Origin of the sequence: Massilia atriviolacea (assembly GCF_003953935.1) — a bacterium.
GTDB lineage: Bacteria > Pseudomonadota > Gammaproteobacteria > Burkholderiales > Burkholderiaceae_D > Telluria_A > Telluria_A atriviolacea.
On record NZ_RXLQ01000002.1, the window covers coordinates 223,301 to 249,159 of the forward strand.

21 protein-coding genes are annotated in these 25,859 nt (G+C 64.7%); 14 read left to right on the forward strand and 7 right to left on the reverse strand.

Annotation, left to right across the window (positions count from 1 at the left end; translation table 11 throughout):
• Nucleotides 1–106 precede the first annotated feature (106 nt).
• On the forward strand, nt 107–667 hold the full coding sequence (locus EJB06_RS04095; protein WP_126072715.1) for an ATP-dependent Clp protease proteolytic subunit: 561 nt from the start codon (nt 107–109) through the stop codon (nt 665–667).
• 218 nt (nt 668–885) lie between these two features.
• Here EJB06_RS04095 and EJB06_RS04100 read toward each other — a convergent pair whose 3' ends face one another.
• Nucleotides 886–1,146 (reverse strand): hypothetical protein, encoded by a 261-nt coding sequence (locus EJB06_RS04100; protein WP_126072716.1) that lies wholly within the window; start codon nt 1,144–1,146, stop codon nt 886–888.
• A 181-nt stretch (nt 1,147–1,327) separates the two neighbouring features.
• Nucleotides 1,328–1,924 (reverse strand): hypothetical protein, encoded by a 597-nt coding sequence (locus EJB06_RS04105; protein ID WP_126072717.1) that lies wholly within the window; start codon nt 1,922–1,924, stop codon nt 1,328–1,330.
• Between the two features lie 258 nt (nt 1,925–2,182).
• Between EJB06_RS04105 and EJB06_RS04110 the strand changes: the two genes are divergently transcribed.
• From EJB06_RS04110 to EJB06_RS04145, 8 genes are all read left to right on the forward strand, one after another.
• Nucleotides 2,183–4,606 carry a DUF1631 family protein gene (locus EJB06_RS04110; RefSeq protein ID WP_126072718.1) on the forward strand — a complete coding sequence of 808 codons (2,424 nt, stop codon included), beginning with the start codon at nt 2,183–2,185 and terminating at the stop codon, nt 4,604–4,606.
• A gap of 117 nt (nt 4,607–4,723) precedes the next feature.
• Complete coding sequence (locus EJB06_RS04115; RefSeq protein WP_229426927.1) at nt 4,724–5,392, forward strand: phosphatase PAP2 family protein; 669 nt, start codon at nt 4,724–4,726, stop codon at nt 5,390–5,392.
• A 135-nt stretch (nt 5,393–5,527) separates the two neighbouring features.
• Nucleotides 5,528–9,055: a chromosome segregation protein SMC gene (gene smc, locus EJB06_RS04120; protein ID WP_126072719.1), complete on the forward strand. Its 3,528-nt coding sequence runs from the start codon at nt 5,528–5,530 to the stop codon at nt 9,053–9,055.
• Nucleotides 9,052–10,215, forward strand: coding sequence for a cell division protein ZipA C-terminal FtsZ-binding domain-containing protein (locus EJB06_RS04125; RefSeq protein ID WP_126072720.1), 1,164 nt, complete (start codon nt 9,052–9,054; stop codon nt 10,213–10,215). The genes smc and EJB06_RS04125 overlap by 4 nt, the downstream gene beginning before the upstream one ends.
• Nucleotides 10,216–10,272: 57 nt before the next feature.
• Nucleotides 10,273–12,306 (forward strand): NAD-dependent DNA ligase LigA, encoded by a 2,034-nt coding sequence (gene ligA, locus EJB06_RS04130; RefSeq protein ID WP_126072969.1) that lies wholly within the window; start codon nt 10,273–10,275, stop codon nt 12,304–12,306.
• Nucleotides 12,293–13,186: a UTP--glucose-1-phosphate uridylyltransferase GalU gene (galU, locus tag EJB06_RS04135; protein WP_126072721.1), complete on the forward strand. Its 894-nt coding sequence runs from the start codon at nt 12,293–12,295 to the stop codon at nt 13,184–13,186. Before ligA ends, galU begins: the two co-directional genes overlap by 14 nt.
• Nucleotides 13,183–13,719 (forward strand): peptide deformylase, encoded by a 537-nt coding sequence (def, locus tag EJB06_RS04140; protein ID WP_126072722.1) that lies wholly within the window; start codon nt 13,183–13,185, stop codon nt 13,717–13,719. The genes galU and def overlap by 4 nt, the downstream gene beginning before the upstream one ends.
• A 5-nt stretch (nt 13,720–13,724) precedes the next feature.
• Complete coding sequence (locus EJB06_RS04145) at nt 13,725–14,231, forward strand: hypothetical protein (protein WP_229426928.1); 507 nt, start codon at nt 13,725–13,727, stop codon at nt 14,229–14,231.
• 3 nt (nt 14,232–14,234) lie between these two features.
• On the opposite strand, the gene EJB06_RS04150 is transcribed toward EJB06_RS04145, so the two are convergent.
• Nucleotides 14,235–14,930: a dienelactone hydrolase family protein gene (locus EJB06_RS04150; protein ID WP_126072723.1), complete on the reverse strand. Its 696-nt coding sequence runs from the start codon at nt 14,928–14,930 to the stop codon at nt 14,235–14,237.
• A 154-nt stretch (nt 14,931–15,084) separates the two neighbouring features.
• Complete coding sequence (locus EJB06_RS04155; protein ID WP_126072724.1) at nt 15,085–16,716, reverse strand: M28 family peptidase; 1,632 nt, start codon at nt 16,714–16,716, stop codon at nt 15,085–15,087.
• Between the two features lie 170 nt (nt 16,717–16,886).
• Between EJB06_RS04155 and EJB06_RS04160 the strand changes: the two genes are divergently transcribed.
• From EJB06_RS04160 to EJB06_RS04170, 3 genes are all read left to right on the forward strand, one after another.
• Nucleotides 16,887–17,774 (forward strand): CPBP family intramembrane glutamic endopeptidase, encoded by an 888-nt coding sequence (locus tag EJB06_RS04160; RefSeq protein ID WP_164557809.1) that lies wholly within the window; start codon nt 16,887–16,889, stop codon nt 17,772–17,774.
• Nucleotides 17,775–17,927: 153 nt separating this feature from the next.
• A complete protein-coding gene (aqpZ, locus tag EJB06_RS04165) occupies nt 17,928–18,617 on the forward strand; it encodes an aquaporin Z (protein WP_126072726.1) in 690 nt (229 codons plus the stop codon).
• A 379-nt stretch (nt 18,618–18,996) separates the two neighbouring features.
• Entirely contained in the window at nt 18,997–19,278 is a 282-nt protein-coding gene (locus EJB06_RS04170; protein ID WP_126072727.1) for a hypothetical protein, read from the forward strand.
• Between the two features lie 110 nt (nt 19,279–19,388).
• Here the strand turns inward: EJB06_RS04170 and EJB06_RS04175 are convergent, their stop codons facing one another.
• The 3 genes from EJB06_RS04175 to map are packed head-to-tail and all read right to left on the reverse strand — an operon-like array spanning nt 19,389 to nt 23,613.
• Nucleotides 19,389–20,135 (reverse strand): pseudouridine synthase, encoded by a 747-nt coding sequence (locus EJB06_RS04175; RefSeq protein WP_126072728.1) that lies wholly within the window; start codon nt 20,133–20,135, stop codon nt 19,389–19,391.
• Between the two features lie 54 nt (nt 20,136–20,189).
• The gene (locus EJB06_RS04180) at nt 20,190–22,772 is read right to left on the reverse strand and encodes a [protein-PII] uridylyltransferase (protein ID WP_126072729.1); all 2,583 of its coding nucleotides are present in this window, start codon (nt 22,770–22,772) and stop codon (nt 20,190–20,192) included.
• 13 nt (nt 22,773–22,785) lie between these two features.
• Nucleotides 22,786–23,613, reverse strand: coding sequence for a type I methionyl aminopeptidase (gene map, locus EJB06_RS04185; RefSeq protein ID WP_126072730.1), 828 nt, complete (start codon nt 23,611–23,613; stop codon nt 22,786–22,788).
• A gap of 390 nt (nt 23,614–24,003) precedes the next feature.
• Between map and rpsB the strand changes: the two genes are divergently transcribed.
• Together rpsB and tsf are read left to right on the forward strand one after the other, a co-directional pair.
• Nucleotides 24,004–24,753, forward strand: a complete 750-nt coding sequence (gene rpsB, locus EJB06_RS04190; protein WP_126072731.1) for a 30S ribosomal protein S2 — start codon at nt 24,004–24,006, stop codon at nt 24,751–24,753.
• 99 nt (nt 24,754–24,852) lie between these two features.
• Nucleotides 24,853–25,761 (forward strand): translation elongation factor Ts, encoded by a 909-nt coding sequence (gene tsf, locus EJB06_RS04195; protein ID WP_126072732.1) that lies wholly within the window; start codon nt 24,853–24,855, stop codon nt 25,759–25,761.
• Nucleotides 25,762–25,859: the final 98 nt, after the last annotated feature.

A 25,859-nucleotide genomic window follows, 5' to 3' on the forward strand; every position in this document is an offset into this window, starting at 1 on the left:
ACCTTGCGGGCGCCCGGCGAGGGGTGCGCACGAATCAGGTGCGCGGGGAAAACCATGCTTTTCCCGATTTGTTAAAATAATTCATCTACTTTGCGAGCAGACAGCCATGAGCGAAGAAAAAACCACCCAAGAGACGGATGCCTGGTTCACCTTGTCGGGCGATGTGAACAGCGATATGGTGCACCGCGTGTTCGAGGCGGTGTCCGGCATGAGCGAGAACGGCGTCGAAACGGCGCATGTCCTGATTCAGTCGAACGGCGGCTATGTCAGCGACGGCCTGTGCCTGTACAACTTCCTCTCCAACGCGCCGGTCAAGTTTGTGATGTACAACGCGGGGGCGGTGGCGTCGATCGCCGTGATCCTGTTCCTGTCCGGCACCCGGCGCTACGCCAGCGAGACGGCGCGCTTCATGGTGCACAAGTCGCATGCCACGGCCTCGCCGGGTGCGCGCCCGGATGCGCTCAACATCATCGTCGAAGGCTTGCGCGCCGACGACGCCCGCACCGAATCGATCCTGCGCAAGCACATCGAGCTGCTGCCGGAGCAGTGGGCCATCCACCAGTATTCGGACCTGCACCTGACCGCGCGCGACGCCAAGGTGGCGCGCATGATCAACGAGGTATCCGACTTTTCGCCGCCGAAGGGCGTGCGTATCAGAAACATCTAGAAACATCTGATCGCCTGCGGCCGCCGCAGCGTCGTGCAGGCGCCGCCCGCCCGATAAAAAAAGAGCCTGCCAGCGGCCATGGCCGATGCAGACTCCCGCACGCTTGCTCTTGCTTGCTCTTGCTTGCTCTTGCTTGCTCTTGCTTCCTCTTGCTTCCTCTGTAATCGAGCCATGGCGCCGCCCGCAAACCCGGCGACGCCCGCTCTCAATCGCGCCGCTCAGCGTTTGTCGCTGCCGCTTTTGCTGCCGCTGCCGCTGCCGGACGACGAACCGGACTGCTTGTTGCCCGAGCCGGAGCCCGACTGTTTCGAATTGCTGTCGTCATTCTTGTGGCTTTGACGGCCGGCTTCGACGTGCTGCTCATGCGTGCCGCCCTGGGTGCCGCCGCTTTTGCTGCCCGAGCCCTGGCCCGATTGCTTGTTGGAACTGGAGCTGTCGCTCTGCTTGTTGCCCTGACCGCTTTTCTGATTCGAGTTCATGGTGATTCCTTTCGAAGTTTGAAAATGTCGTGCTCGCCGGTGCTGCTGTAGAGGCGCTCTCGTCAGCGTTTCCGGTGAAGCAATCATGCGAGCCGCGCTGTTGAAGAGGTATCGGAATCCACCTTGAACTCGTGTAGGATTCATTCCTACAAAAATGAAATTAATGCTGAACGGAATTGGCTCATGCGCGCGGCGGCAGGCGGCTGCCGCGTTCCGCCTCGACGGCGGCGTTGACCGCCAGTAAGGTGGTCTGGAAGGCGACGCTGTCGATCAGGCGCGCGATGCGCGCCAGCCTTGCCGAGGCCTCGCCGGCGCCGCTCGCGGCCGGCGCCGGCAGGCGGGGCGGGCAGGTGGTGCGATCGGCGCGATCGGCGCGAGGCGCCTGGCGGCCCGGCGCGGCGTGGCCGCGCATGGCGCGTTCGATCAGGTTCGCGCGTGGCGGCGCCAGGCCGGGCAAGCGCGGCGCCGCGGCGGCCGGCGCGATCAGCGCCGCCCGCAGCCACAGCCCGAACAGGAGCGCGCCGGCGCCGTTGGCGCCGATGCAGAACCAGACCCACAGGCGCGCGCTGGCATACGCGGCCCCGGCCTGGGCGTATCCGGCCGCGCCTAAGCGCAGGGCGTCGTCGTCGGCTAAACTTTGTGCGGCCGCCGCCGTTACCGGTTCCATCAGCGAAAGCTGACTCAGCAGTACGGCGGCCAGCCAGGCGCCCAGGCCAAGTAGAATGGCGTAGCACAAATACAAGATCAGCTTGAGATTGGCACGGCGGCTGGCTATCATGGCGAAGTCCTTGCGAGGAAGATTGCTATGTGGAATTGTTGTTATGTTAGAGAAACTTCACGGCGTGAGTTTGTTTTTAATCAACAGTTGAAATGACGATTTAGCGCTTTTCCTTGAGGGAAAAGCAACAATGAGCACAGTTAATCTGCGATTGAACAAAAAATAACAGCTTGTTTCAAACTTTCCGGTTGCCGGTTGGCAATAATGTGAGAGAATGTTTGTTATGGCAAAAGATCTTTAACCCGGAACGAGCAGACAATGGCTCCACCTTCACCCTCCGCTGCAAGGAAGACAGGTCCGTCACGCCACGAGTTGCTGGAAGCGCTTGTCGGCAGTGTGACCAAGCACGTCAACGACCAGTTGATGGCGGTGGCGACGCGCCTCGTCGCGGCGTTGTTGGATGTGACCGATCCGGCGCTCGATGCGCGCACGGTGTTTCAACGGGTTAAGTCGGGTAATCTGCTAAAAAACAACACCTACGCTTTCTTCCACGTCGCCGCCTCGGGCATCGTGCGGTCCATGCGCGCCGAAGTCGAGCTGCTGGCGCCGTCGCCCAAGAAAAGCAGCACGGCCCTGCCGGCCACGCTGGAGCTGGTGCCCTACGAAGAAATGGATAACCGGGTCGCGTTCGACGCCATCAGCCGGCCGTTCGAAATGCAGTACGCGAGCCAGATCGCCACGCTCAACGTGCGCCTCGGCTTCCTGCTCGAGCGCGACGTGCTGCGCATCAGCCAGAATCCTTTCCGTCCCGAGATGTTCCTGTCGGCGCTGCACCAGGCCTGGCGCGAGTTCGAGCCGGACGAGGAAGCCCACGGCCTGATCCTGCCGATGCTGCGCCCGGCGCTGCTGTTCGATTTCGCGCCGATGTACGACGCCCTGTGCGACATGCTGATCAACAAGGACGCGCAGCCCGGTTCGGTGGACGCCTTCAAGATCAAGAAGACCGAAAACGCGGCAGCGGCGCGCAAGGCGCGCGCCAGCAGCCAGGCCGAGCTGGCCAAGCAATTGCGCCAGTTCCTCAGCGAAGACGAGGACGCGTCGCCCTCGGCCTTCGATATTCCGATGATTCCCGACCTGCCGGCCATGGCGCCGGCGGCCGGCGGCTGGCGCCCGAGCGGCGCGGCTGCCTTCCAGGGCGCGCCGGGCAGCGGCGGCGCCGACGCCGGCGCGCCGGCGCCCTGGCACGGCGGACCGTCCCAGGGCGGCGCCGCGGGGCAGGGCGCGCACGCGGCGGGCGGCTTTGCGGCGCCGCAATTCGCCGGCGGCGGCGGCATCGCGGCGGGCGGTTTCGCCCAGCCGATGGAGCCGGGCCAGGTGATGGTGCCGGCCTCGCTGCTGGACGTGCTCAAGGGCTTGCAAGGCTTGCAGGGCGGCCTGCCGGCGCAATTTAGCCACGTCGCGCCGACCCCGGTGGAAGCGCAGACGGGGAATGTATTCTATTTGCCGCGCTTGAAGGAAAGCATTCCAAAAGGAACACTGTCGCGCGGCGACGAAAGCACCATCGACCTGCTCTCGAAGATTTTCGAGACGGTGTTCCTCGATCCCAACATTCCCAAGGAATCGCGCGACCTGATCCAGTCGCTGCAGATCCCGGTGCTCAAGGCCGCGCTGGCCGACAAGAATTTCTTCTTCGAAGAAGCGCACCCCGCGCGCCGCATGATCGACCTGATGTCGACCATGGGCCTGGAGCAGCGTTCCGGTCCCGACGATCCGCTGTTCCAGGTGATGCAGCGCGGCGTCGAGCGGGTCGAGCGCGAGCAGGACGACGGCGGCGCGCCGGCCGATGTGTTTTCGGAAGTGGTGGCCGAGCTCGAAGAAACCATCAAGTCCGAAGAAGCGGCGGCGGCCACCGCCATCGCGGCCCCGATCGCCGAGGCCCTGCGCAAGGAAAAAGTCACCGCCGCGACCCGTTCCGCCAGAACGGCGGTGGCGGCGCGGGTCGGCAGCGGCCAGGTGGTCGCCATGCTCGAAACCTTCCTCGAGAAAAAGTGGACCTCCGTGATGACGGTCGCCTACAGCGTCGAGGAAGACAAGCCGGGCGCGGTCGGCAACGCCACCAAGACCATGGATGAGCTGATCTGGAGCGTCAAGCCGAAGATCACGCACGAACAGCGGCGCGACCTGATCGGCAAACTGCCGAGCCTGCTGGCAACCCTGAACAAATGGCTCGATGTCATCAAGTGGCAGGATGCCGACCGTATCCAGTTTTTCGCCGACCTGGCCGAGTGCCATGCCTCGATCGTGCGCGCCCCGCTCGACATCACGCCCGAACGCCAGCTCGAAATCGCGGTCGAAGTGGCCCAGCAGGACGCCATGCGCCGGCTGGAAAAGGAAAACGAAGCGCTGGCCGCCGCCGAACAGGCGGCCCATGCCGAGCTGGACGACGCGGAACTCGGCGTCGACGCCTTGGAGCGCAATATGTGGATCGAATTCACCGATCCGGACGGCAGCATCCGCAAGGTCAAGCTGGCCTGGATCAGCCCCTTGCGCACCCTTTACATTTTCTCCACCGGCGCGCGGCAGGAAGCGTTTTCGCTCTCGTCCGACAAGCTCATCGAAGCCTACCGCGCCCAGCGCGTGCGCGTGATGAAGGTCGAAGGCGTGGTCAGCCGCGCCCTGTCGCAGGCGATGGACGAGGCCCTCGGCGAATCGGAAAAATCGGCCCAGTCGGTAGCCGCCTGAGCTGGCGCGTCCCGTTAGTATTCGCACATTGTTGGCATTCGCGTATCATTCGGGCCGGGCCTGACCGCTGCCGCACGGCCGGCCATGCCCGGCTTTTTTCACTTCCGGCTTGTGTCTATGAATTGGTATCACCTTAGCGCGCTGGGCGGCATCGCCGTCACCGCACCCCTGGGCATCGCGATCGCCGTCTGGCTCGCCGCCGCCCACTGCCGCCGCCGCGCCATGTACTGGTGCCTGCTGTTCGGCGCCACGCTCCTGGTCGTCATCGCCAGCAAGATCGCGTTTCTCGGCTGGGGCATCGGCATCGAAGCGGTGCACTTCGCCGGTTTCAGCGGCCACGCCGCGCGCGCCGCCGCCGTCTTTCCGGTGGCCGCCTACCTGGCCCTGTGCGGCCGCGCCAGGATATGGCGCTACGTGGCGGTCGGCGCCGGCGTGCTGCTGGCGCTGGGCGTGGCGCTCTCGCGCGTCATGGTCCACACGCACAGCGTGTCGGAAGCGATCCTCGGCTGCCTGCTCGGACTGGCCTGCGCCGCCGGCTTCATCGCGCTGGTGCGCTCGAACCGGCAGTTCCAGCCGAGTCCCGTCCTGATCGCCCTGAGCCTGGCGCTGCTGTGCATTCCCTACAAGGGCGAGCCGCACAACTCGCAGCAGTGGATGAGCGGGCTGGCGCTCGGCCTGTCCGGCTCCGACCGCGTGTACACCACCGCCACCTGGGGGCCGACCCGCAATCCCTATTCGCCACCGTGCCCGCAGGCGGAGCGCTACTTCAATTACGTCTGTTTTTGACGCCGCGCGCCGGGCGCGCGCCGGCTTGCGCCATGCACCGCCGGTATCGGGGCCCGCACCGACGGCTGTTCTCCGAAAACATGACAACAAATGGTATGATGGCTACCTTTAGGATTCCCGAGCTAGCTAGTCAACGTGCGCCTGTCTTCCATTAAATTGTCGGGATTTAAGTCTTTCGTCGATCCCACCAATTTCCAGGTGCCGGGGCAGCTCGTCGGCGTGGTCGGACCGAATGGCTGCGGCAAGTCGAACATCATCGACGCGGTGCGCTGGGTGCTGGGCGAATCGAAGGCCTCCGAACTGCGCGGCGAGTCGATGCAGGACGTGATCTTCAACGGCTCCACCCACCGCAAGCCGGCCGGGCGCGCCTCGGTCGAACTGGTGTTCGACAATAACGACGGCAAGGCTTCCGGCCAGTGGGGCCAGTACGCCGAAATCGCGGTCAAGCGCACCCTCACGCGCGACGGCACCTCGACCTACTACATCAACAGCCAGCCGGTGCGCCGGCGCGACATCCAGGATATCTTCCTCGGCACGGGCCTGGGGCCGCGCGCCTACGCCATCATCGGCCAGGGCATGATCTCGCGGATCATCGAATCGCGCCCGGAAGAACTGCGCGTATTTCTCGAAGAAGCGGCCGGCGTATCGAAGTACAAGGAACGCCGGCGCGAGACCGAGAACCGCCTCAACGACACCCGCGAAAACCTGCTGCGCGTGGAAGACATCCTGCGCGAACTGAACGCCAACCTCGAAAAACTCGAAGCGCAGGCGGTCGTCGCCAACCGGTTCCATTCGCTGCAGGCGGACCAGGAAGAAAAGCAAAAGCTGCTCTGGCTGCTGCGCAAGAACGAGGCGCAGACCGAGCAGAATCGCTACTTCCGCGAGATGGAACAGGCCCAGACCGACCTCGAAGAGCAGACGGCCAGGCTGCGCCACGTCGAACTCGACCTCGAGCACCTGCGCCAGGCGCACTTTTCGGTGGGCGACCGCCTGCACACCGCGCAGGGCCACCTGTACCAGACCAATGCCGAAATCGGCAGCCTGGAAGCGCAGATCAAGTTCGTCATCGAATCGCGCAGCCGCCTGCACAACCAGCTGCTGGCGCTGAACGCCCAGCGCAGCCAGTGGCAGACGCAAAGCCAGGATTTCCAGCAGCAGATCGAGGAAGCCGAGTACCTGCTGGAAGAACTGGGCGGGCGCGTGGAACAGTCGCAGATGAACGCCGAAGCGCAGGGCGAGCGCCTGCCGGAACTGGACGCGGCCTGGCGCGCGGCCCAGCACAAGACCACCGAATCGCGCGCCCGCATCATGCAGGCGCAGCAGCAGATCGAACTGGAATCGGCGCACCAGCGCAATGCATCGAATATCCTGAACGGCCTGCAGACGCGGCGCGAGCGCCTGCAGCAGGAAAAGAACGGCCTCAACCTGCCCGACAGCAGCCACCTGGCCAACCTGCGCCTGCAGCTCGAAGAAAAGCAGCAGGCGCTGGAAGAGCAGGGCATGCTGCTCGACGAAGCGGCCGAACAGCAGCAGCGCGTGGAAGAAGAGCGCACTGCTGCGCAGGCCCAGGTGAACGCCGAAACGGCCGCCAACGCGCAGCTCGAAGCGCGCCTGTCGGCCCTGAAGCAACTGCAGGAACGCGTGCAAACCCAGGGCAAGGTCCAGCCCTGGCTGCAAAAGCACGAACTCGATGCGCTGCCGCGCCTGTGGCAAAAGCTGGGCATCGAACAGGGTTGGGAAACGGCGCTCGAATCTGTGCTGCGCGAGCGTACCGGCGCACTCGAAATGTCGAACATCGAATGGGCCAAGGCCTTCTTCAGCGATGCGCCGCCGGCCAAGCTGGCGCTGTATGCGCCCTCGCTGGCCAACTCCGCCGCGGCCGCCGACATCCCCGGCCTGAAGCCCTTCGCCAGCCTGCTCAAGCTCAACGAACCAGGCCTGCGCGGCTTGCTGGGCGACTGGCTGCACAATGTGTTCTGCGCCGAGGAGACGGCCAGCGCCTTTGCCGAACGGGCGCGCCTGCCGCTGGGCGGCGCCTTCATCACGCGCCAGGGCCACGTGGTGACCCAGTCGAGCGTGCGTTTCTACGCGGCCGACGCCGAGCAGGACGGCATGCTGGGGCGCCAGCAGGAGATCGACAACATTGGCAAGCAGCTGCGCGCGCAGACCATGCTGGCCGACGAAGCGCGCGCCCGCGCGGTGCGCGCCGACGCCGCCATGTCGGACCTGACGCGCCGCCTGCAGGATGCGCGCCAGCGCGTGGCCACGCTCACGCAAGGCGTGCACGCGCTGCAGATCGAGGTGGTCAGGCAGTCCGAGGTCGAGGCGCGCTTCAACCAGCGCAGCACGCAGATCCAGGCCGACCTGGCCGAGATCGCGGCGCAGGAAGAAGAGCAGCAGCAGATCCGCATGGAGTCCGAAGAAAAGTTCGAACAGCTCGACATGGAACTGGCCGAGCTGCAGGGCGCGCACGAAGACGGCCAGACCGACTTCCTGGCGCGCGAACAGGCGCTGGCCGACGCGCGCGACAAGCTGCGCGAGCTCGAACGGGCGGCCCAGGAAGCGCAGTTCGCCGAAAAATCCCAGCGCAGCAAGATCGAGGAACTGCGCCGCAGCATCGCCACCGCCACCCAGCAGGCCAGCCAGGTGGGCGAGTCGATCGCGCTCGGCCAGATGGAGCTCGAAGCGCTGGAAAGCGGCGCCGCCAGCGACGGCCTGCAAGACTTGCTGGAACGCCGCACCAGCCAGGAAAAAGCGCTCTCGGACGCGCGCCATGAACTCGACCAGATCACGCAGCAGCTGCGCGCGGCCGAAGACGCGCGCACCCAGTCCGAACGCAGCCTGCAGCCGCAGCGCGACAAGATCATGGAAATGCAGCTCAAGGAGCAGGCCGCGCGCCTGAACCAGGAGCAGTTCGCCGAAGCGCTCAAGACGGTCGACGCCGACGAAGCGGCGCTCAGCGAAAAGCTCCATCCCGACATGAAGCCGTCCTACCTGCAGGGCGAGGTGACGCGCCTGACGAACGCCATCGCGCTGCTGGGGGCGGTCAACCTGGCCGCGCTCGACGAGCTGGCGCAGGCCTCCGAGCGCAAGAACTTCCTCGACTCGCAGAACAAGGACCTGAACGAAGCGATCACCACGCTGGAAGACGCGATCGCGCGCATCGACAAGGAAACGCGCGACCTGCTGCAAGACACCTTCGACAAGGTCAACCACCATTTTTCGGAACTGTTCCCGATCCTCTTCGGCGGCGGCAACGCCAAGCTGGTGATGACGGGCGACGAGATCCTCGACTCCGGCGTGCAGGTCATGGCCCAGCCGCCGGGCAAAAAGAACGCCACCATCCACTTGCTGTCGGGCGGCGAAAAGGCCCTGACCGCGACCGCGCTGGTGTTCTCGATGTTCCGCCTCAATCCGGCGCCATTCTGCCTGCTCGACGAGGTCGATGCGCCGCTGGACGACGCCAACACCGAACGCTTCTGCCGCATGGTGAAGCGGATGTCGGACCATACTCAATTCCTTTTCATTTCGCACAATAAAATTGCGATGGAAATGGCCAATCAACTGATCGGTGTGACGATGCAGGAGCAGGGCGTATCGCGCATTGTGGCGGTGGACATGGAGTCCGCCGCGAATTTTGCTACCGAGGCACAAGCAGCATGACAGATTTACAAATGAGCCTGATCGGCGCCGCCGGCGTCTTCGTCGCCGGCGTCTTCGCATATAACAAGTGGCAGGAGCACAAGGCCAAGAAGAGCGTCGAACGCGCCTTCGCGTCCGAGCACGACGACGTGCTGCTGCGGCCCGGCGACATCGTGCGCAATGAACCGACGCTGGACATCAAGCCGGCCGCGCCGGCCGCCGATGCGCCGGCGCACGCACCCGCGCCCGTCTCCATACCCGTACCCGCAGCCGCCGCCAGCGCTCCTGTCGCAGCTCCTGCGGCCGCGCGTGCCGACGACATTCCCGTGGCCCCGCCCGCGCCGGTGGCGGCGCCGGTGGAACTGATCACGCCGGCCGCCGAACTGGCCACCAGCCTGGTCGACCCGCTGATCGACGTGCTGATCCCGCTGGCGCTGGAAGCGCCGGTGCGCGGCGACAAGATCCTGCCGATCCTGCACACCCTGCGCCACGTCGGCAACAAGCCGGTGCATTTCATCGGCCTGCACGTGAACGGCGACTGGGAGCCGATCGTCCACGGCGGCGTCTACACCAAGCTGCAGGCCGGCGTGCAGATGGCCAGCCGCACCACGGCGCTCAACGAACTCGAATACTCCGAGCTGGTGACGCGCCTGCGCGCGGTGGCCGACGACATCGGCGCCGAACCGGAAATCCCGGACATGATCGAAGTCATGGGCGAGTCGCGCACCCTGCACCGCTTCGTGGCCGGCCACGACGCCCAGCTGGGCGTGAACCTGATGTCCTACGGCGCCCCGTGGTCGATCGCGACCCTGATCGGCGCGCTGGAAAAGCAGGGTTTCGACGTCCGTCCGGACGGGCGCTACATCATGCCCGACGGCGACGGCGGCCAGCTGTTCACCCTGACCACCAACGTCACCCTGGGCGCCGACACCACCTCGCGCCTGACCTTGCTGCTGGACGTGCCCTGCGTGGCGCCCGCGCGCGACGGCTTCGGCGCCATGCTGGCCTGCGCCAAGGCGCTGGTGGGCCGCCTGGACGCGGTCATCGTCGACGACAGCGACCAGCCGCTGACCGACCAGGCGCTCAGCGAAATCAACAGCCAGGTGCTCGACTTCTACCAGGAGATGGAAGCGGCCGACATCGCGGCCGGTTCGACGCGCGCCATGCGCTTGTTCAGCTAACAGAAAAACACCATCGTGACGACAACAACAACGACGCAGGGCGACGACCTCGCCCGCATGGCCCAGCTCACGGCCGAACTGAATCGCCATATTTTTTCGTACCACGTGCAGGATGCGCCGACCATTCCGGACGCCGAGTACGACCGCCTGTTCCGCGAGCTGCAGGCGCTCGAAGCGGCCCACCCGGAAGCGGTGTCGGTCGATTCGCCCACCTACCGCGTGGGCGCCACGCCGCTGCCGGAGTTCAAGCAGGTCACGCACAGCATCCCCATGCTGTCGCTCAATAACGGCTTCGAAGACGAGGATATCGTCAACTTCGACCGCCGCGCGCGCGAAGGACTCGATGCGGGGGAAGTGGAGTATGCGGCCGAACTCAAGTTCGACGGCCTGGCGATCAGCCTGCGCTACGAGAATGGCGTGTTCGTGCAGGCCGCCACGCGCGGCGACGGCGCCACCGGCGAAGACGTCACCGCCAACATCCGCACGGTGCGCGCCATTCCGCTGCGCCTGCACGGCGACTCGGTGCCGGCGGTGCTGGAAGTGCGCGGCGAGGTGCTGATGTACAAGGCCGATTTCGCCAAGCTCAATGCGCGCCAGCGCGACGCCGGCCAGAAGGAATTCGCCAACCCGCGCAACGCCGCCGCCGGCAGCCTGCGCCAGCTCGACTCGCGCATCACGGCCACGCGCAGCCTGCGCTTCTTTTCCTACGGCGTCGGCGCGCTGGAAGGCGCCGCCATGCCGCCGTCGCATTCGGCGCTGCTGGACTGGTACCAGACGCTCGGCCTGCCGGTGTCGAGCGAGCGCGCCGTCGTCACCGGCGCGCAAGGCCTGATCGACTACTACCGCGACATCGGCAAACGCCGTCCGGGCCTGGCCTACGAGATCGACGGCGTGGTGTACAAGGTCAACCGCCTCGAACAGCAGCAGAAACTCGGGTTCGTCTCGCGCGCACCGCGCTTTGCCATCGCCCACAAATTCCCGGCCGAAGAAGCGCTGACGCAGGTGCTCGACATCGAAGTGCAGGTCGGGCGCACCGGCGCGATCACCCCGGTGGCGCGCCTGGCGCAGGTCAACGTGGGCGGCGTGAACGTGACCAACGCCACCTTGCACAACGAAGGCGAAGTGCGGCGCAAGGATATCCGCATCGGCGACACGGTCATCGTGCGCCGCGCCGGCGACGTGATTCCGGAAGTGGTGTCCTTCGTGGCCGAGCGCCGTCCCGCGGACGTGCGCGAATTCGTCATGCCGGCCAACTGCCCGGTATGCGGCTCGCCCATCGTGCGCGCGGAGGACGAAGCCGTGGCGCGCTGCTCTGGCGGCTGGACCCATTGCAGCGCCCAGAAGAAGGGCGGCCTGATGCACTTCGTGTCGCGCCGCGCGATCGACGTCGAAGGGCTGGGCGACCAGCTGATCGAACAGCTGGTCGACAAGGGCCTGATCCGCAACGCGGCCGACCTGTACACGCTCGACAAGGAAAAACTGGCGGGCCTGGACCGGATGGCCGCCAAGTCGGCCCAGAACGTGGTCGACGCCCTCGAAAAATCGCGCGACACCAGCATGGCGCGTTTCATCTATGCGCTCGGCATCCGCAACGTGGGCGAGTCGACCGCCAAGGCGCTGGCCCAGCACTTCGGCAACCTGGAAGCGCTGCTGCACGCGGCCAGCTTCGAAGGCGGCCTGCAACTGCTGGAAGTGCCCGACATCGGCCCGATCGTGGCGCGTTCGATCAGCGAATTCCTGACCGACGCCGACAACCTGGCGCTGGTGCGCACCCTGGCCGGCGTGCTGCGCTGGAAGGAAGGCGCGCACGTCATGAAAAACACCGGCGCCATGGCCGGCAAGACCTTTGTCATCACCGGCACCTTGCCGACCCTGTCGCGCGACGAAGCCGGCGCGCTGGTCGAAGCGGCCGGCGGCAAGGTGTCCGGATCGGTCTCGAAAAAGACCTCGTACGTCGTTGCCGGCGCGGATGCCGGCAGCAAACTGGCCAAGGCGCAGGAGCTCGGCATCACGCTCCTCGACGAAGCGGCCCTTCTTTCACTGCTGGCGACAGCATCTTCCACGGAACCGAATCAAGATGAATCCAGTTAGAAAAGCAGTCTTTCCCGTCGCAGGTCTGGGTAGCCGGTTTCTGCCGGCCACCAAGGCGCAGCCGAAGGAAATGCTGCCGATCGTCGACAAGCCGCTGATCCAGTATGCGGTCGAGGAGGCGGTCGCCGCCGGCATCACCGAAATGATCTTCATCACCGGCCGCAACAAGCGCGCCATCGAAGACCATTTCGACAAGGCCTACGAACTCGAATCGGAGCTCGAAGCGGCAGGCAAGGAAGCGCTTCTGGAGCTGGTGCGCAACGTCATCCCGAAGAACATCAACTGCATCTACATCCGCCAGTCGGCGCCGCTGGGCCTGGGCCACGCGGTGCTGTGCGCGCGCCCGGTGGTTGGCGACGAGCCGTTCGCGGTGCTGCTGGCCGACGACTTCATGGACACCGATCCGGGCCAGCGTCCGGTGCTGGCGCAGATGACCGACGTCTACGCCTATGAGCAGTGCAGCGTGCTGGCGGTGCAGGAAGTGCCGCGCGCGAACACGCGCCAGTACGGCATCGTGAAAGCGACCTCCTACCGCGAGAACCTGGAACTGGTGTCGCAGATCGTCGAAAAACCGATGCCGGAAGTGGCGCCATCGACCCTGGCGGTGGTGGGACGCTATATCTTGTCGCCCAAGATTTTCCGCTACCTGGAGCACATCGGCACCGGCGCTGGCGGCGAAATCCAGCTCACCGACGGCATCGCCGCGCTGATGGCGGCCGAACGCGTGCTCGCTTACCGCTATGCGGGCCAGCGCTACGATTGCGGCTCCAAGCTGGGCTACCTGACGGCGATGACGGCGATGGGCCTGAAGCACCCCGAAACCGGCGAGGGCTTCCGCTCCTTCCTCGAACAACTGCACCGCGAGCAGAATATCTCATGACAGTGCGCGAGATCCTCAAGATGGGCGACCCGCGCCTGCTGCGCGTGGCCGAACCGGTGCGCGAATTCGGCACGCCGGCCATGGACGCGCTGATCGCCGACATGTTCGACACCATGCACGACGCGAATGGCGCGGGGCTGGCGGCGCCGCAGATCGGCGTCAACCTGCAGCTGGTGATCTTCGGCTTCAAGGACAACGGCCGCTATCCCGACGCGCCGGCGGTACCGCAGACGGTGCTGATCAATCCCGTGCTCACGCCCCTGTCCGACGAAAAGGAAGAAGCCTTCGAAGGCTGCCTGTCGGTGCCGGGGCTGCGCGGCAGCGTGCCGCGTTTTACCCGCCTGCGCTACGAAGGCGTGGACCAGCATGGCCAGCGCATCGTGCGCGAGGTCGACGGCTTCCATGCGCGCGTGGTGCAGCACGAAGTCGACCACCTGCTCGGGATCCTGTATCCGATGCGGATCGTGGACTTCAGCAAATTCGGCTACACCCAGGTCATGTTCCCCGACCTCGATCCTGACGACGACGATTGATGACGATGATATTGAAAAACTTGACGGCCCTCGGCCTGGCGCTGCTGGCCTGCGCACCCGCGCTGGCGCAGGAAGCGGCGGCCCCCGAAGCGAAAGCCTTCGACGGCAGCGCAAAACGCAGCCAGCTGTGGCTGACCAGCGGCTTTGCCACCTACCACTTCCAGAGCGACAAGGACCTCAACGGGCGCAATCCCGGCGTCGGCCTCGAGTACCGCCTGTCGGAAGATTCGGCCCTGACGGCGGGACGCTTCTTCAACAGCGACCGCCGGCACTCGAAGTACGCGGGCATGTACTACCAGCCCCTGTCGTACGCGGGCGTGCGCTTCGGCGCGGTGTTCGGCGGCTTCGACGGCTATCCCAAGATGCGCGACGGCGGCTGGTTCCTGGCGGCGATTCCGACCGCCACGTTCGAGTACAAGCGCGTGGGCGTGAACGTGGCGGTGGTGCCGACCTATAAGGACCGGCTGCATGGCGGGGTTTCGGTCCAGCTCAAACTCAAGCTGTTCGAATAAACCCTATTTGAGGCGCTGCGCGAAGAAGGCCCGGGTTCGCTCGTTGGCCTGCGCGGCCGCCTGCGCGTCGAAGTGCACGCCGTTCCAGCGCGCGAAGGCGTGGTTCTGGCCGGGATAGGTAAAGATCTGCACCAGCGCTTTGCCTTCGGCCGCCCTGGCGATGGTGGCGCGGGCCTCGGCCGAAATGTATTCGTCGGCTTCGCCCAGGTGCATCATGAGCGGGCAGGCGAGCGTCTTGAAGGCGTCCGCGTGTTTGTCGGTGCCGCCGCCGTAGTAGGCCACTGCGGCATCGGGCCGGGCGCGCGTGGCGGCCAGAAACGTCAGCAGGCCGCCCATGCAGAAGCCCATCACGCCGGCCTTGCCGGTCGCGCCGGGGAGGGCGCGCGCCGCCGCCAGGGTGGCGCCGATATCCTCCACGCCCTTGTCGATGTCGAAGGCCTTGTACAGGCCCATGGCCTTTTTCCATTCGGCGTCGCTCTTGTCGGTCAATTCGACGTTCGGTTCCAGGCGCCAGAACAGGTCCGGGCAGACCGCGATGTAGCCTTGCGCGGCCAGGCGGTCGCAGGTTTCGCGCAGGTCGGCGTTGATGCCGAAGATCTCCTGCAGGACGACGATGGACGGCGCCGGCGTGGCGGCCGGACGGGCCACATAGGCGCCGAAGCTGCCGTCCGGCGTGTCGATGGTGATGCGTTCGTTCATGTGCTGCCTCCTCGCGGTAGTGAGGAAACGATTGTGGCATAAAGCCGGGAAATGGCTCGCTCCCGATATCCCGTCCATGACCGGCGCCCGTAACACTTTCTTTCCCGCGCAGGCGCGAAGCCAGGGGCCCGTCGCCGGGCGCAGGCGCCTGGATTTAGCGCTTGACCTTCCCCAGCGGATCGCCCTTGTTCCAGGTCGGCATGGTGGCCGCATTCGCCACCTCGTACCCGAGGTTGAGGGTGAACTGCGCCTGCTGCACCATGCCGCGCAAATCCCAGGCCGGGTTGTACTCGTCGCTGACCTGGTGATAGTGATCCTTGAAGCCGACCATCTTCGCGCTCGACGCGCCGTGCTCGTGCTCGAATTCGAAGCTGCCGTCGCCCGAGAATACGGCCGATCCCACGTTAAACGCCGGCACGCCCGCCTTGGCGAAGTTGAAGTGGTCGGCGCGGAAGTAGGCGCCGCCCAGGTCGGGCGTCGACGGCGCCAGGCGCAGGCCCATCGCCTTGGCCACCTTGGCGGCGCTGGCGTGCAGGCTGCTGCGCTCCGCGCCGGCCACGCCGATATCGCGCGTGAGGCCCACAAAATTCATGCTGTCCAGGTTCAGGTCCGCCGCCGTCCTGGCCAGCGGCCAGAGCGGCTCGCGCACGTAGCCAAGGCTGCCGATCAGGCCCTGTTCCTCGGCGCAGGGCCACAGGAAGATCTGGGTGCGTTTGGCCGGCTGGCGCACCGCCGCCTGCGCCATCGCCAGCAGCGCCGCCGAACCGGACGCATTGTCGACCGCGCCATTCCAGATGTGGTCAGGCTTGCCCTCGACCTTGTCGATGCCGAGGTGGTCCCAGTGCGCGGAGTAGATCACCGCCTGCTCCTTGAGTGCGGGATCGGTGCCTGGCACGATGCCGGCCACGTTGAACTGCTCGACCGCGCGGATCGCGCTGTCGACGGCGACGTTGGCGCGCGCGTTCAGGTCGACCGCCTTGAAGCCGCGCACTTCGGCCCTGGCGCGCAGCGCATCGAGGTCGTGGCCGGCGGCGGCGAACAGGGCGCGCGCGCTGTCTTCCTGCAGCCAGCCCTGCAGCGCGTTGCCGACGCCCGCCAGGTGGAACTGCTCCTTGCTCATGCCGTTGGCCGGCACGCTCCACGGATAGGAGCTTGATTCGGTCGTGTGAATCAGCAGCACGCCGGCCGCGCCACGGCGCAGCGCTTCTTCGTACTTGTACATCCAGCGCCCCGGGTAGGTGAGCGACTTGCCGCCGAAGCGGTTCGGTTCCGCCGCCGTCGGCCTGGGGTCGTTGACCATCATGATCAGGAGCTTGCCCTTGACGTCGACGCCCTTGTAGTCGTCCCAGTGCTCGTCGTCGGCGCTGATGCCGTAGCCGAGGAACAGCACCGGCGCATCGAAGCGCACCTTGGGCTTGCCGCTGGCGTTATTGAAGACGATCTCCGTGCCCAGCTTCGGCGCCAGCGTCTTGCCGCCCACCTCGAAGCTGACGGCGCTGGTCGGCAGCGTCCTGGTGCCGACCATTTTCACGGACTGGCGGTAGGATTTGCCGGCGCCGGGAAGCAGGCCGATGGCGGCGGCCTGGGTTTCGAGGTAGCGCACGGCCAGTTCGCCGCCGCGCTGGCCGGTGCCGCGCCCTTCGAGCATGTCGTCGGCGAGGAAGGACAGGTGGGCGCGCAGCGGCGCTTCGGCCACCGTCGGCGTGCTCGTCGCGTTGCGTTTCTGGGCGAGGGCCGGCTGGCTGGCAAGGACGAGGCCGATGGCGAGTGCGGAAACGCGGCGCATTGATGCTCCAATGAAAATGTGCGAGGGGGAGCATCGTGCCATGAATGGGGCAGCCGTGCAATGCGGGTGCGCCGCAGCGTGTCCCGGGCGGCTTGATTCCACGATGTATATCAATTACAATTTTGCAACTTTTAAATCCTTGCCGCAGCCGGCCCGATCGGGAAAACACCATGCTTCATCTTTCAGTCGCGCTCGTGACGACCTACGGCTTGCTGGCGCTGTCCGTCTGCGCATTATGGCTTGCGCCGCTCAAGCTGCGTTCCGGTACGGAAGTTGCGCCATGGCTGTGCCTGCTGGTGCTGGCCTGCGCCAGCGGCGTGGCGACCGGGCTGCTGTCGCTGCAGGCCCTGGCGGCCGTCGCCGCGCTCGGCGCGCTGGCGTATGCCGCCAGGCGCAGCAAGAGCGGTGCGCTGCACGTGCTCTTGATGGTGGCGATGGGATGCATGATGCTGGCGATGGCGCTGCACCGCTTTCCGGGCTTCGTCAATCCGCCGCTGGTGACCGACATGGTGATCAGCGCGGCGGCAAAGCCGGTCACGCACCGGCTCAATTTCGATACCGCCGCCGCCGGGGTGATCCTGTTCGCCCTGTTTTGCGTGCCGGCCCGCACGCGCGAGCAGTGGCGCGAGGTCGGGCGGCAGTACCGGATCATTCTCGGCACGCCGCTGGTCGTGCTGGCGGTCGGGATGCTGGTGGGGTATGTCGATGTCGATGTCAAGCTGTTCGCGTACACGCCGGTGTTCATCGCGCTGAACCTGCTGTTTACCTGTGTGACCGAAGAGGCGTTCTTTCGCGGCTTTATCCAGGAGCAACTGGCGCGCGCCATGCGGCGCTGGGAGGCGGGCCCGCTCCTTGCCATGGCGATCGCGGCGCTCCTGTTCGGCCTGGCGCACGCGCGCGGAGGCTGGCTGTTCGTGGGACTGGCAAGCCTGGCAGGCCTGGGCTACGGCTATGCCTACCTGCGTTCGCAGCGCATCGAAACGGCCATCCTGACCCACCTGGCCCTGAACAGCATGCACTTTATCGCCTTTACTTATCCGCGCCTGGACGCTGTCTGATCTGTCGTTTTGTATGAACAAATCCGCAACTTTATTCTTGCGATAATTCTTTTTCACTGGCAACATGCTTTCCAGACGGCTACATAGAGCGCGCAGCGCGCTGTGGTGGCCGTGTCGTTCTTTCGAAACCATGTCAGTGATAAGGATAATTTCATGAAACAGTACAGTGCGGAGTTTCTCGGTACTTTTTGGCTCGTGCTCGGCGGCTGCGGCAGTGCCGTGCTGGCGGCGGCGTTTCCGGGTGTCGGCATCGGCCTGCACGGGGTCTCGCTGGCCTTCGGCCTGACCGTGCTCACGATGGCGTATGCGATCGGCCCTATTTCGGGTTGCCACCTGAATCCGGCGGTCTCGATCGGCTTGTGGGCCGGCGGGCGCTTTCCGGCATCGAAACTGCTGCCTTACATCGGTGCGCAGGTGATCGGCGCCGTCGCGGCGGGCGGCGTACTGTATGTCATCGCCAGCGGCGCCGCCGGCTTCGATGTGAGCAAGGGCTTTGCGTCCAACGGCTACGGCGCCCATTCGCCGGGCGGCTATTCGATGCTGGCGGCGCTGGTGACGGAAGTGGTGATGACGATGTTCTTCCTGATCGTGATCCTGGGCGCGACCGGCAAGCGCGCGCCGGCCGGCTTTGCGCCGCTGCCGATCGGCCTGGCGCTGACCCTGATCCACCTGATCAGCATTCCGGTCACCAACACCTCGGTCAATCCGGCGCGCAGTACCGGCGTGGCGCTGTACGTGGGCGACTGGGCGGTGGAGCAGCTGTGGCTGTTCTGGGTGGCGCCGATTGCCGGCGCCCTGCTCGGTGCGGTGATCTACCGTTTTATTGCCAGCGACGAGAAATAAGCGGCTCGACAGGGCAGGCGGCGGCGTGCCCTGTCGACGTTTCACCCACGGCCTCCCGCTAGCCCGCTCCGGTATCATGCCTCAGCTGCTTTTCTGGGGAACTTTAGTCGGCACGCCGGGTCTATCCAGCCTGTCGTCCTGTTATCTCTACACCTTCATCTGTGTCGTCTGCCGGTCCGGGGTGAAACATCATTGATCGACATCCGCGTGCAGGGCGCCATGGCCGAAGCGCGCCGCTGGCCGGCTTGATTTGCCGCGACGATGAGCGCGGCACTGTGCAACGAGGCGATGCGGTGGATCGATCAGTGGTGCTCGCTTAGCGCGCGCCTTTGCCATGCCGGTCCGGTGGGCGCATCGCCGTTCGAACCGCTTCGGGCGCATGGCTGGCGTTGAACGCAGTGGGCCGCAGGCGCCGCTCTTCGCGCCAGCGGAAGTAGCTGGTCCGGCTTCTGCGGAAGGGGCGCAGGCGGGCATGGACCCGGCGTCGGCCGATGTCGATGGATTCGAGGATGTCGACGATCTAGCGCGCATAACCAACGAAGAAATGCTGGCACATCCTCGTTCGATGGAATTTAATATCGCACTGCATGACATGCAGGAGCGACTGTTCGCCGGCCAGCCGAAGGATGAGCATGCAGATGAACTGGCGCCCTCGCCCTGATACGCGCCGGTTCTTCACCCGGGCCGACAACCGGGACGAGCGAGCCCTGCGAACGCCGGGACAAGTGAGCGCATCAGTGGCGGGCGCGCCGGCGCTGGCGTTGGCGCGCTTCAGAACTGCTCGTCAGGCCGCAGATAGCGCCATTGCCCGACCGGCAGGTCGCCCAGCTTGACCTTGCCGATGCGCACGCGCTTGAGGCCGATGACTTTCAGGCCCACCATATCGCACATGCGGCGGATCTGGCGCTTCTTGCCTTCTTTTAAGGTGAAGCTGAGCTGGTCCTCGTTCTGCCAGCGCACCTTGGCCGCCAGCAAGGGCTTACCGTCCATCCACAGGCCGAAGCACAGCTTCTTCAAGTCCGCATCCGGCAGCGTGCCTTCCTTGGTGTACTGCACGCGCACCAGGTATTCCTTTTCGATCGACGTATCCTGCCCGATCAGGGTCTTGGCCACGCGCCCGTCCTGGGTCAGGACCAGCAGGCCGACCGAGTCGATGTCGAGCCGTCCGGCCGGCACCAGCGAGCGCAGCTGGGTGGGGTGGAAGGTCTCGGGCGAGGGGTCGTCGGCCCAGCGGTTCTCGGCCTTGATCAGCGCGACGGCCGGGGTGTAGCCGTCCTCGGCCTGGCCGCTGACGTAGCCCATCGGCTTGTTGATCAGCACGGTTACGCGCTTGGATTGCTCGGCCGCGGCCTGGCGCTCGACGGTGATTTTCTGGTGCGGCAGCACTTTGCTGCCCAGTTCGGAGATGACCTGGCCATCGACCCGCACCCAGCCGCGTGCGATCCATTCATCGGCTTCGCGGCGCGAAGAGAGCCCGAGTTCGGACATGCGTTTGGAGAGGCGTACTAATTCAGTCATGGCTTGCTTTGCTAAGGTTACTTGTAGGGTTTCTGGAAAGGGAATTGTGGACCGCTACACGCGCAGCGCGTCGAGCAGGTCGGTTTCGAGCTGGATCTGGTTGCGCGCGTTGTTGAGCACGGCGCCGTCGACCAGGAACACGTCTTCCACGCGCTCGCCCAGGGTCATGATCTTGGCCGTGTGCAGGTTGATGCGGTAGCGCGTGAGCACGTTGGCGATCGCGTACAGCAGGCCGGTGCGGTCGTTGGCGGCGATCGAGAGCAGGTAGTACTGGCCGCGCTCGTCCGGCCGCAAATCGACCGTCGGCGTGATCGGGAAGGTGCGCGACAGGCGCGACAGCCGGCCGCGCGTCGGCGCCGGCAAGGGCGCTTGCGAGGTCAACAGTTCGCAGATCTCGTGCTCGATCAGGTTGATGATGTCGCGGTAGCTCTTGGCAAAGCTCTGCTCGGTCACCAGGAAGGTATCGAGCGCGTAGCCATGCCGCGTGGTGTGGATCTTGGCGTCGAGAATACTGAAATTCTTGCGGTCGAAATAGCTGCAGATGCGCGCGAACAGGTCGGGCTGGTCCTTGACGTAGACGGCCACCTGCAAGCCTTCGCCGATCGGCGCCAGGCGGCATTTGACGACCGGCTTGTCGCTGTTCAGCTTATCCCACAGCGAACGGGTCTGCCAGGCGATGTCGGAGGCGTCGTGGCGTAGGAAGTAGGCGACGTCGAGCTGCTTCCACAGGTCGACGTGGGCGATGTCGGGCAGGCCGTACAGGCGCAGGGTGGCCATCGCTTCTTCCTGGCGGTTTTTCAGCTCGCGGTCGGCCGAATGCGGCTCGCCGCCCAGCACGCGCAAGGTCACCTTGTACAGGTCTTCGAGCAGCTTGGCTTTCCACGCGTTCCAGACCTTGGGGCTGGTGCCGCGGATGTCGGCCACCGTCAGCAGGTACAGCGCGGTCAGGTGGCGTTCGTCCCTGACCAGCTTGGCGAAGGCTTCGATCACGTCGGGGTCGGACAGGTCCTGCTTTTGCGCAACCTGCGACATGGTCAGGTGGTTTTCGACCAGGAACACGACCAGTTCGGTGTCTTCCGAGCCGATCGCGTGTTCTTCGCAGAACTGGGCGGCGTCGACCGTGCCGAGCTTGGAATGGTCGCCGCCGCGGCCCTTGGCGATGTCGTGGAACAGCGCGGCCACGTACAGCAGCCAGGACTTGCGGAAGTTGGCGATCAGCTGGCTGCAGAAAGGGTATTCGTGCGCGTGCTCGGTCATGGTGAAGCGGCGCATATTGCGCACCACCATCAGGATGTGCTGGTCGACCGTGTACACATGAAACAGGTCGTGCTGCATCTGGCCCACGATGCGGCGGAAGTTCGGCAGGTAGCGCCCCAGGATGCTGGTGTCGTTCATGCGCCGCAGCGCGTGCACCAGGCCCACCGGCGCCTGCAGGATGCGCAGGAACAGGGCGCGGTTGACGGGGTCTTCGCGGAACCTGGCGTCGATCTCGAAACGCGCATGCCACAGCGCGCGCATGGTGCGCGCCGTCATGCCCTTGAGGTGGGGGCGCTCGGTCATCAGCACGAACACTTCCAGCACCGTCGAGGGATGGCGGGTAAACGTATCGTCGGCGGCGATGTCGATCAGGCCGTTGACGTCGTTGAAGCGCTCGTTGATCGCCTCGGCCTCGTTGGCTTCGGGGAACAACTGCGCTTCGATATTCTGCAGCATGATGGTGTTGAGCTGGGTGACCGTCTTGGCCGCCCAGTAGTAGCGCTGCATCAGGTATTCGCTGGCGCGGCGCGCGTTGATGCCTTCGCCGGTGGTTTTCAGGCCGAAGCTTTGCGCGATCGGGGTCTGCACGTCGAACACCAGGCGGTCTTCGCGCCGGTTGGCGTGCAGGTGCAGGCGCACGCGGATATCCTTGAAGGCGCGTTCCTTTTCCATCAGCTGGCGCGCTTCGGTCTGGGTGATCAGGCCGCGCGTGGCCAGCTGGCCCCAGGAATTGGCCAGCTTGGCCGCCTTGGCCACCCACAGGATCACCTGCAGGTCGCGCAGCCCGCCCGGACTTTCCTTGACGTTCGGCTCGAGCGAGAAGGCCGTGTCTTCGTATTTGGCGTGGCGCAGGCGCATTTCGGCCGCCTTGGCGTGGAAGAACGCCTGCGGGTCGAGGGCGGCGGCGTAACGCTGCTGCAACTGTTCGAACAGGGCGGCGTCGCCGCACACCAGGCGCGCCTCAAGCAGGCTGGTCTGGACCGTGATGTCGGCCTTCGACTCGCTCAGGCATTCGTCGATGGTGCGGATGCTCGAGCCGATTTCCAGGCCCAGGTCCCACAGCATCTGCACCAGTTCTTCCAGCCTGGCCTGGGTGATGGCGTCGGCCGGTTCGGACAGCAGGATCAGCAGGTCGACATCGGAATACGGAAACAGTTCGCCGCGCCCGTAGCCGCCCACGCCCACCAGCGCGGTGGAGGAGGGCAGGCCGACCGTCTGCCACGCTTCGCTCAAGACCTCGTCGACGCTGTGGCGCAGGCCGCGCAGCAGCTTTTCGGGCTTGCCGTCGGCGCGGAAGGCGGCGATCAGCAGCGCCCGCTCCGCCTTCAGCCTTTGCTTGAGGAGGTCGCGGGACTGCTTCTTGAGCGCGGCGGCGGGCATGGCTGGTCCGGCCTTATGCCGCCGCGGCGGCGCTGGCTTCGGTGATGAAGGCCGGCGGCGGCGGCGAGCCGGCCGACAGGGTCAGCACTTCGTAGCCGGTCTCGGTGACCAGGACCGTGTGTTCCCACTGGGCCGACAGGCTGCGGTCCTTGGTCTTGATGGTCCAGCCGTCACCCATTTCCTTGATGTCGCGGCGGCCGGCATTGATCATCGGCTCGATGGTGAAGATCATGCCCGCTTCCAGGCGCTCCAGCGTGCCCGGACGGCCGTAGTGCAGCACCTGCGGCTCTTCGTGGAAGATCTTGCCGATGCCGTGGCCGCAGAATTCGCGCACCACGCTGTAGCCGTTCTTTTCGGCGTGCTGCTGGATCACGTGGCCGATGTCGCCCAGGTGCGCGCCCGGCTTGACCTGGGCAATGCCGAGCCACATGCACTCGTAGGTGACTTCGGAGAGGCGCTTGGCCAGGATCGACGGTTTGCCGACCAGGAACATGCGGCTGTTGTCGCCGTGGTAGCCATCCTTGATGACGGTGATGTCGAGGTTGACCACGTCGCCATCCTTGAGCGCCTTGTCGCCCGGAATGCCGTGGCAGATCACGTCGTTGACGGAGGTGCAGATGGCTTTCGGGTAGGGCGTGTAGCCGGGCGGGCAATAGTTCAGCGGGGCGGGGATGGAACCCTGCACGTTGACCATGTATTCATGGCAAAGACGGTCCAGTTCGCCCGTAGTGACGCCGACCTTGATGAAGGGGGTGATGTAATCGAGCACTTCGGAGCCGAGACGGCCGGCGACGCGCATGCCTTCGATGTCGGCGGGGGATTTGATCGAGATGTTGGACATAATTGGCAATCAGCAATTGGGCAGTAAGAAAGCAGTAAGCATCAGTAACAAGGGAAGAATGTTGCTGAAACCCGTGCAAAGATGGCGACCATTATAAGGGATAACGACCTGGCAGTTTCCGCGAGTCTGTCGGCCGCTGCGCTCGCCGTGATGAGTGTCGCAGCCACGCCCGTCGTTCCCGCCTTGGCCGGAACGGCGGGGACGTGGCCAGTCCCGGCAGGCAGTGCTTGAAATTATCGCCAAATCCGGTTAGAATCTCGGGTTGCTTGAATTCGCTTTCGGGCAATGTTGTCAAGTAGTGCCACAAATCTTGTTAAAATCGCGAATCCGGTCGCAAAGGGTGCCTGTATGGTGACTGACCGGATTCCAGACCCAACCCTGGAGAATTACATGTCCGTAACAATGCGTGAAATGCTGGAAGCCGGTGTCCACTTCGGTCACCAAACCCGTTTTTGGAACCCAAAAATGGCGCCGTTCATTTTCGGCCACCGCAACAAGATCCATATCATCAACTTGGAAAAGACGATGGGTATGTATCAGGAAGCCATGAAAACCATCAAGCAGGTCGCCTCCAACCGCGGCACGATCCTGATGGTCGGCACCAAGCGCCAGGCACGCGAAATCATCGCCGCCGAAGCTGCACGCGCCGGCGTTCCTTTCGTCGACCAGCGCTGGTTGGGCGGCATGCTGACCAACTTCAAGACCATCAAGACCTCGATCAAGCGCCTGAAGGACATGGAAGCCCAGGTTGAAGACGGTTCGGTCGAGAAGCTGTCGAAAAAAGAAGCCCTGATGTTCCAGCGCGAAATGGTCAAGCTGCAGAAGTCCATCGGCGGCATCAAGGACATGGGCGGCGTTCCTGACGCAATCTTCGTCGTCGACGTCGGCTACCACAAGGGCGCGATCACCGAAGCCGGCAAGCTGGGCATCCCTGTTATCGGCATCGTCGATACCAACCACTCGCCAGAAGGCGTGACCCACGTCATCCCAGGCAACGACGATTCGTCCAAAGCGATCATGCTGTACGCTCGCGGTGTTGCTGACGCGATCCTGGAAGGCCGTGCAAACGCCTCCAACGAAATCGTCGAGCTGGTGAAATCGGCTGGCGACGACTTCGTCGAAGTCTCCGAGCAGGCTTAATTGCCTCAGGCGCCCCTGAGGCGCCGCGGAAAACAAAAGGGGTAGCAGCAGCTCCCCCTTTTTTTTAAACAGAATATGTCACAAATTTAGGAGAAACACATGGCAGCGATTACAGCAGCGATGGTAGGCGAACTGCGCGCGAAAACCGACGCACCGATGATGGAATGCAAAAAAGCACTGACCGAAGCCGAAGGCGACATGGGCCGTGCCGAAGAAATCCTGCGCGTCAAGCTGGGCACCAAAGCCGGCAAGGCCGCATCGCGCATCACCGCCGAAGGCGTGGTCACGACCTACATCAACGGTAACGTTGGCGCTCTGCTCGAAATCAACAGCGAAACCGACTTCGTTGCCAAGAACGACGAGTTCATGGCACTGGCGAACAACGCCGCCCGCCTGGTCGCCGAACACAACCCGGCCGACGTCGCCGCCCTGCTGGCCCTGCCGCTCGATGGCAAGACCCTGGACGACGTGCGTAGCGCCCTGATCGGTAAAATCGGCGAAAACATGTCGATCCGCCGCTTCCAGCGTTTCGAAACCACAGCCAAGCTGGCTTCCTACCTGCACTCCGGCCGTATCGGCGTGATGGTGGACTTCGACGGCGCCGACGAGCAAGTCGGTAAAGACCTGGCCATGCACATCGCCGCCATGAAGCCGGTGTCGCTGTCGTCGGACCAGGTGCCTGCCGAACTGATCGAAAAAGAGCGTTCGGTTGCAGCCCTGAAAGCACAGGAAGATGCGGACAAAGCCGTTGCCGAAGGCAAGCCGGTGCAGTCGCCGGAGATCCTGGCCAAGCGCCTGGAAGGTTCGATCCAGAAGTACCTGAAAGAAGTGTCGCTGCTGAACCAGGCGTTCGTGAAGAACGACAAGCAGTCGATCGAACAGATGCTGAAAGAAAAGAACACCACCGTGAAAGCGTTCACGATGTATGTTGTTGGTGAAGGCATCGAGAAAAAGCAGGACGATTTCGCTGCAGAGGTTGCGGCGCAAATGGCTGCGAACAAGCAGTAAGTGTGAAAGCGGGCCGGAAGGCCCGTTTTTTTAATCTGCGCACATGAAAATGTGCGTATGGCAAGACCGAATACAAACCGTCATTTTTTGGAGCCCAC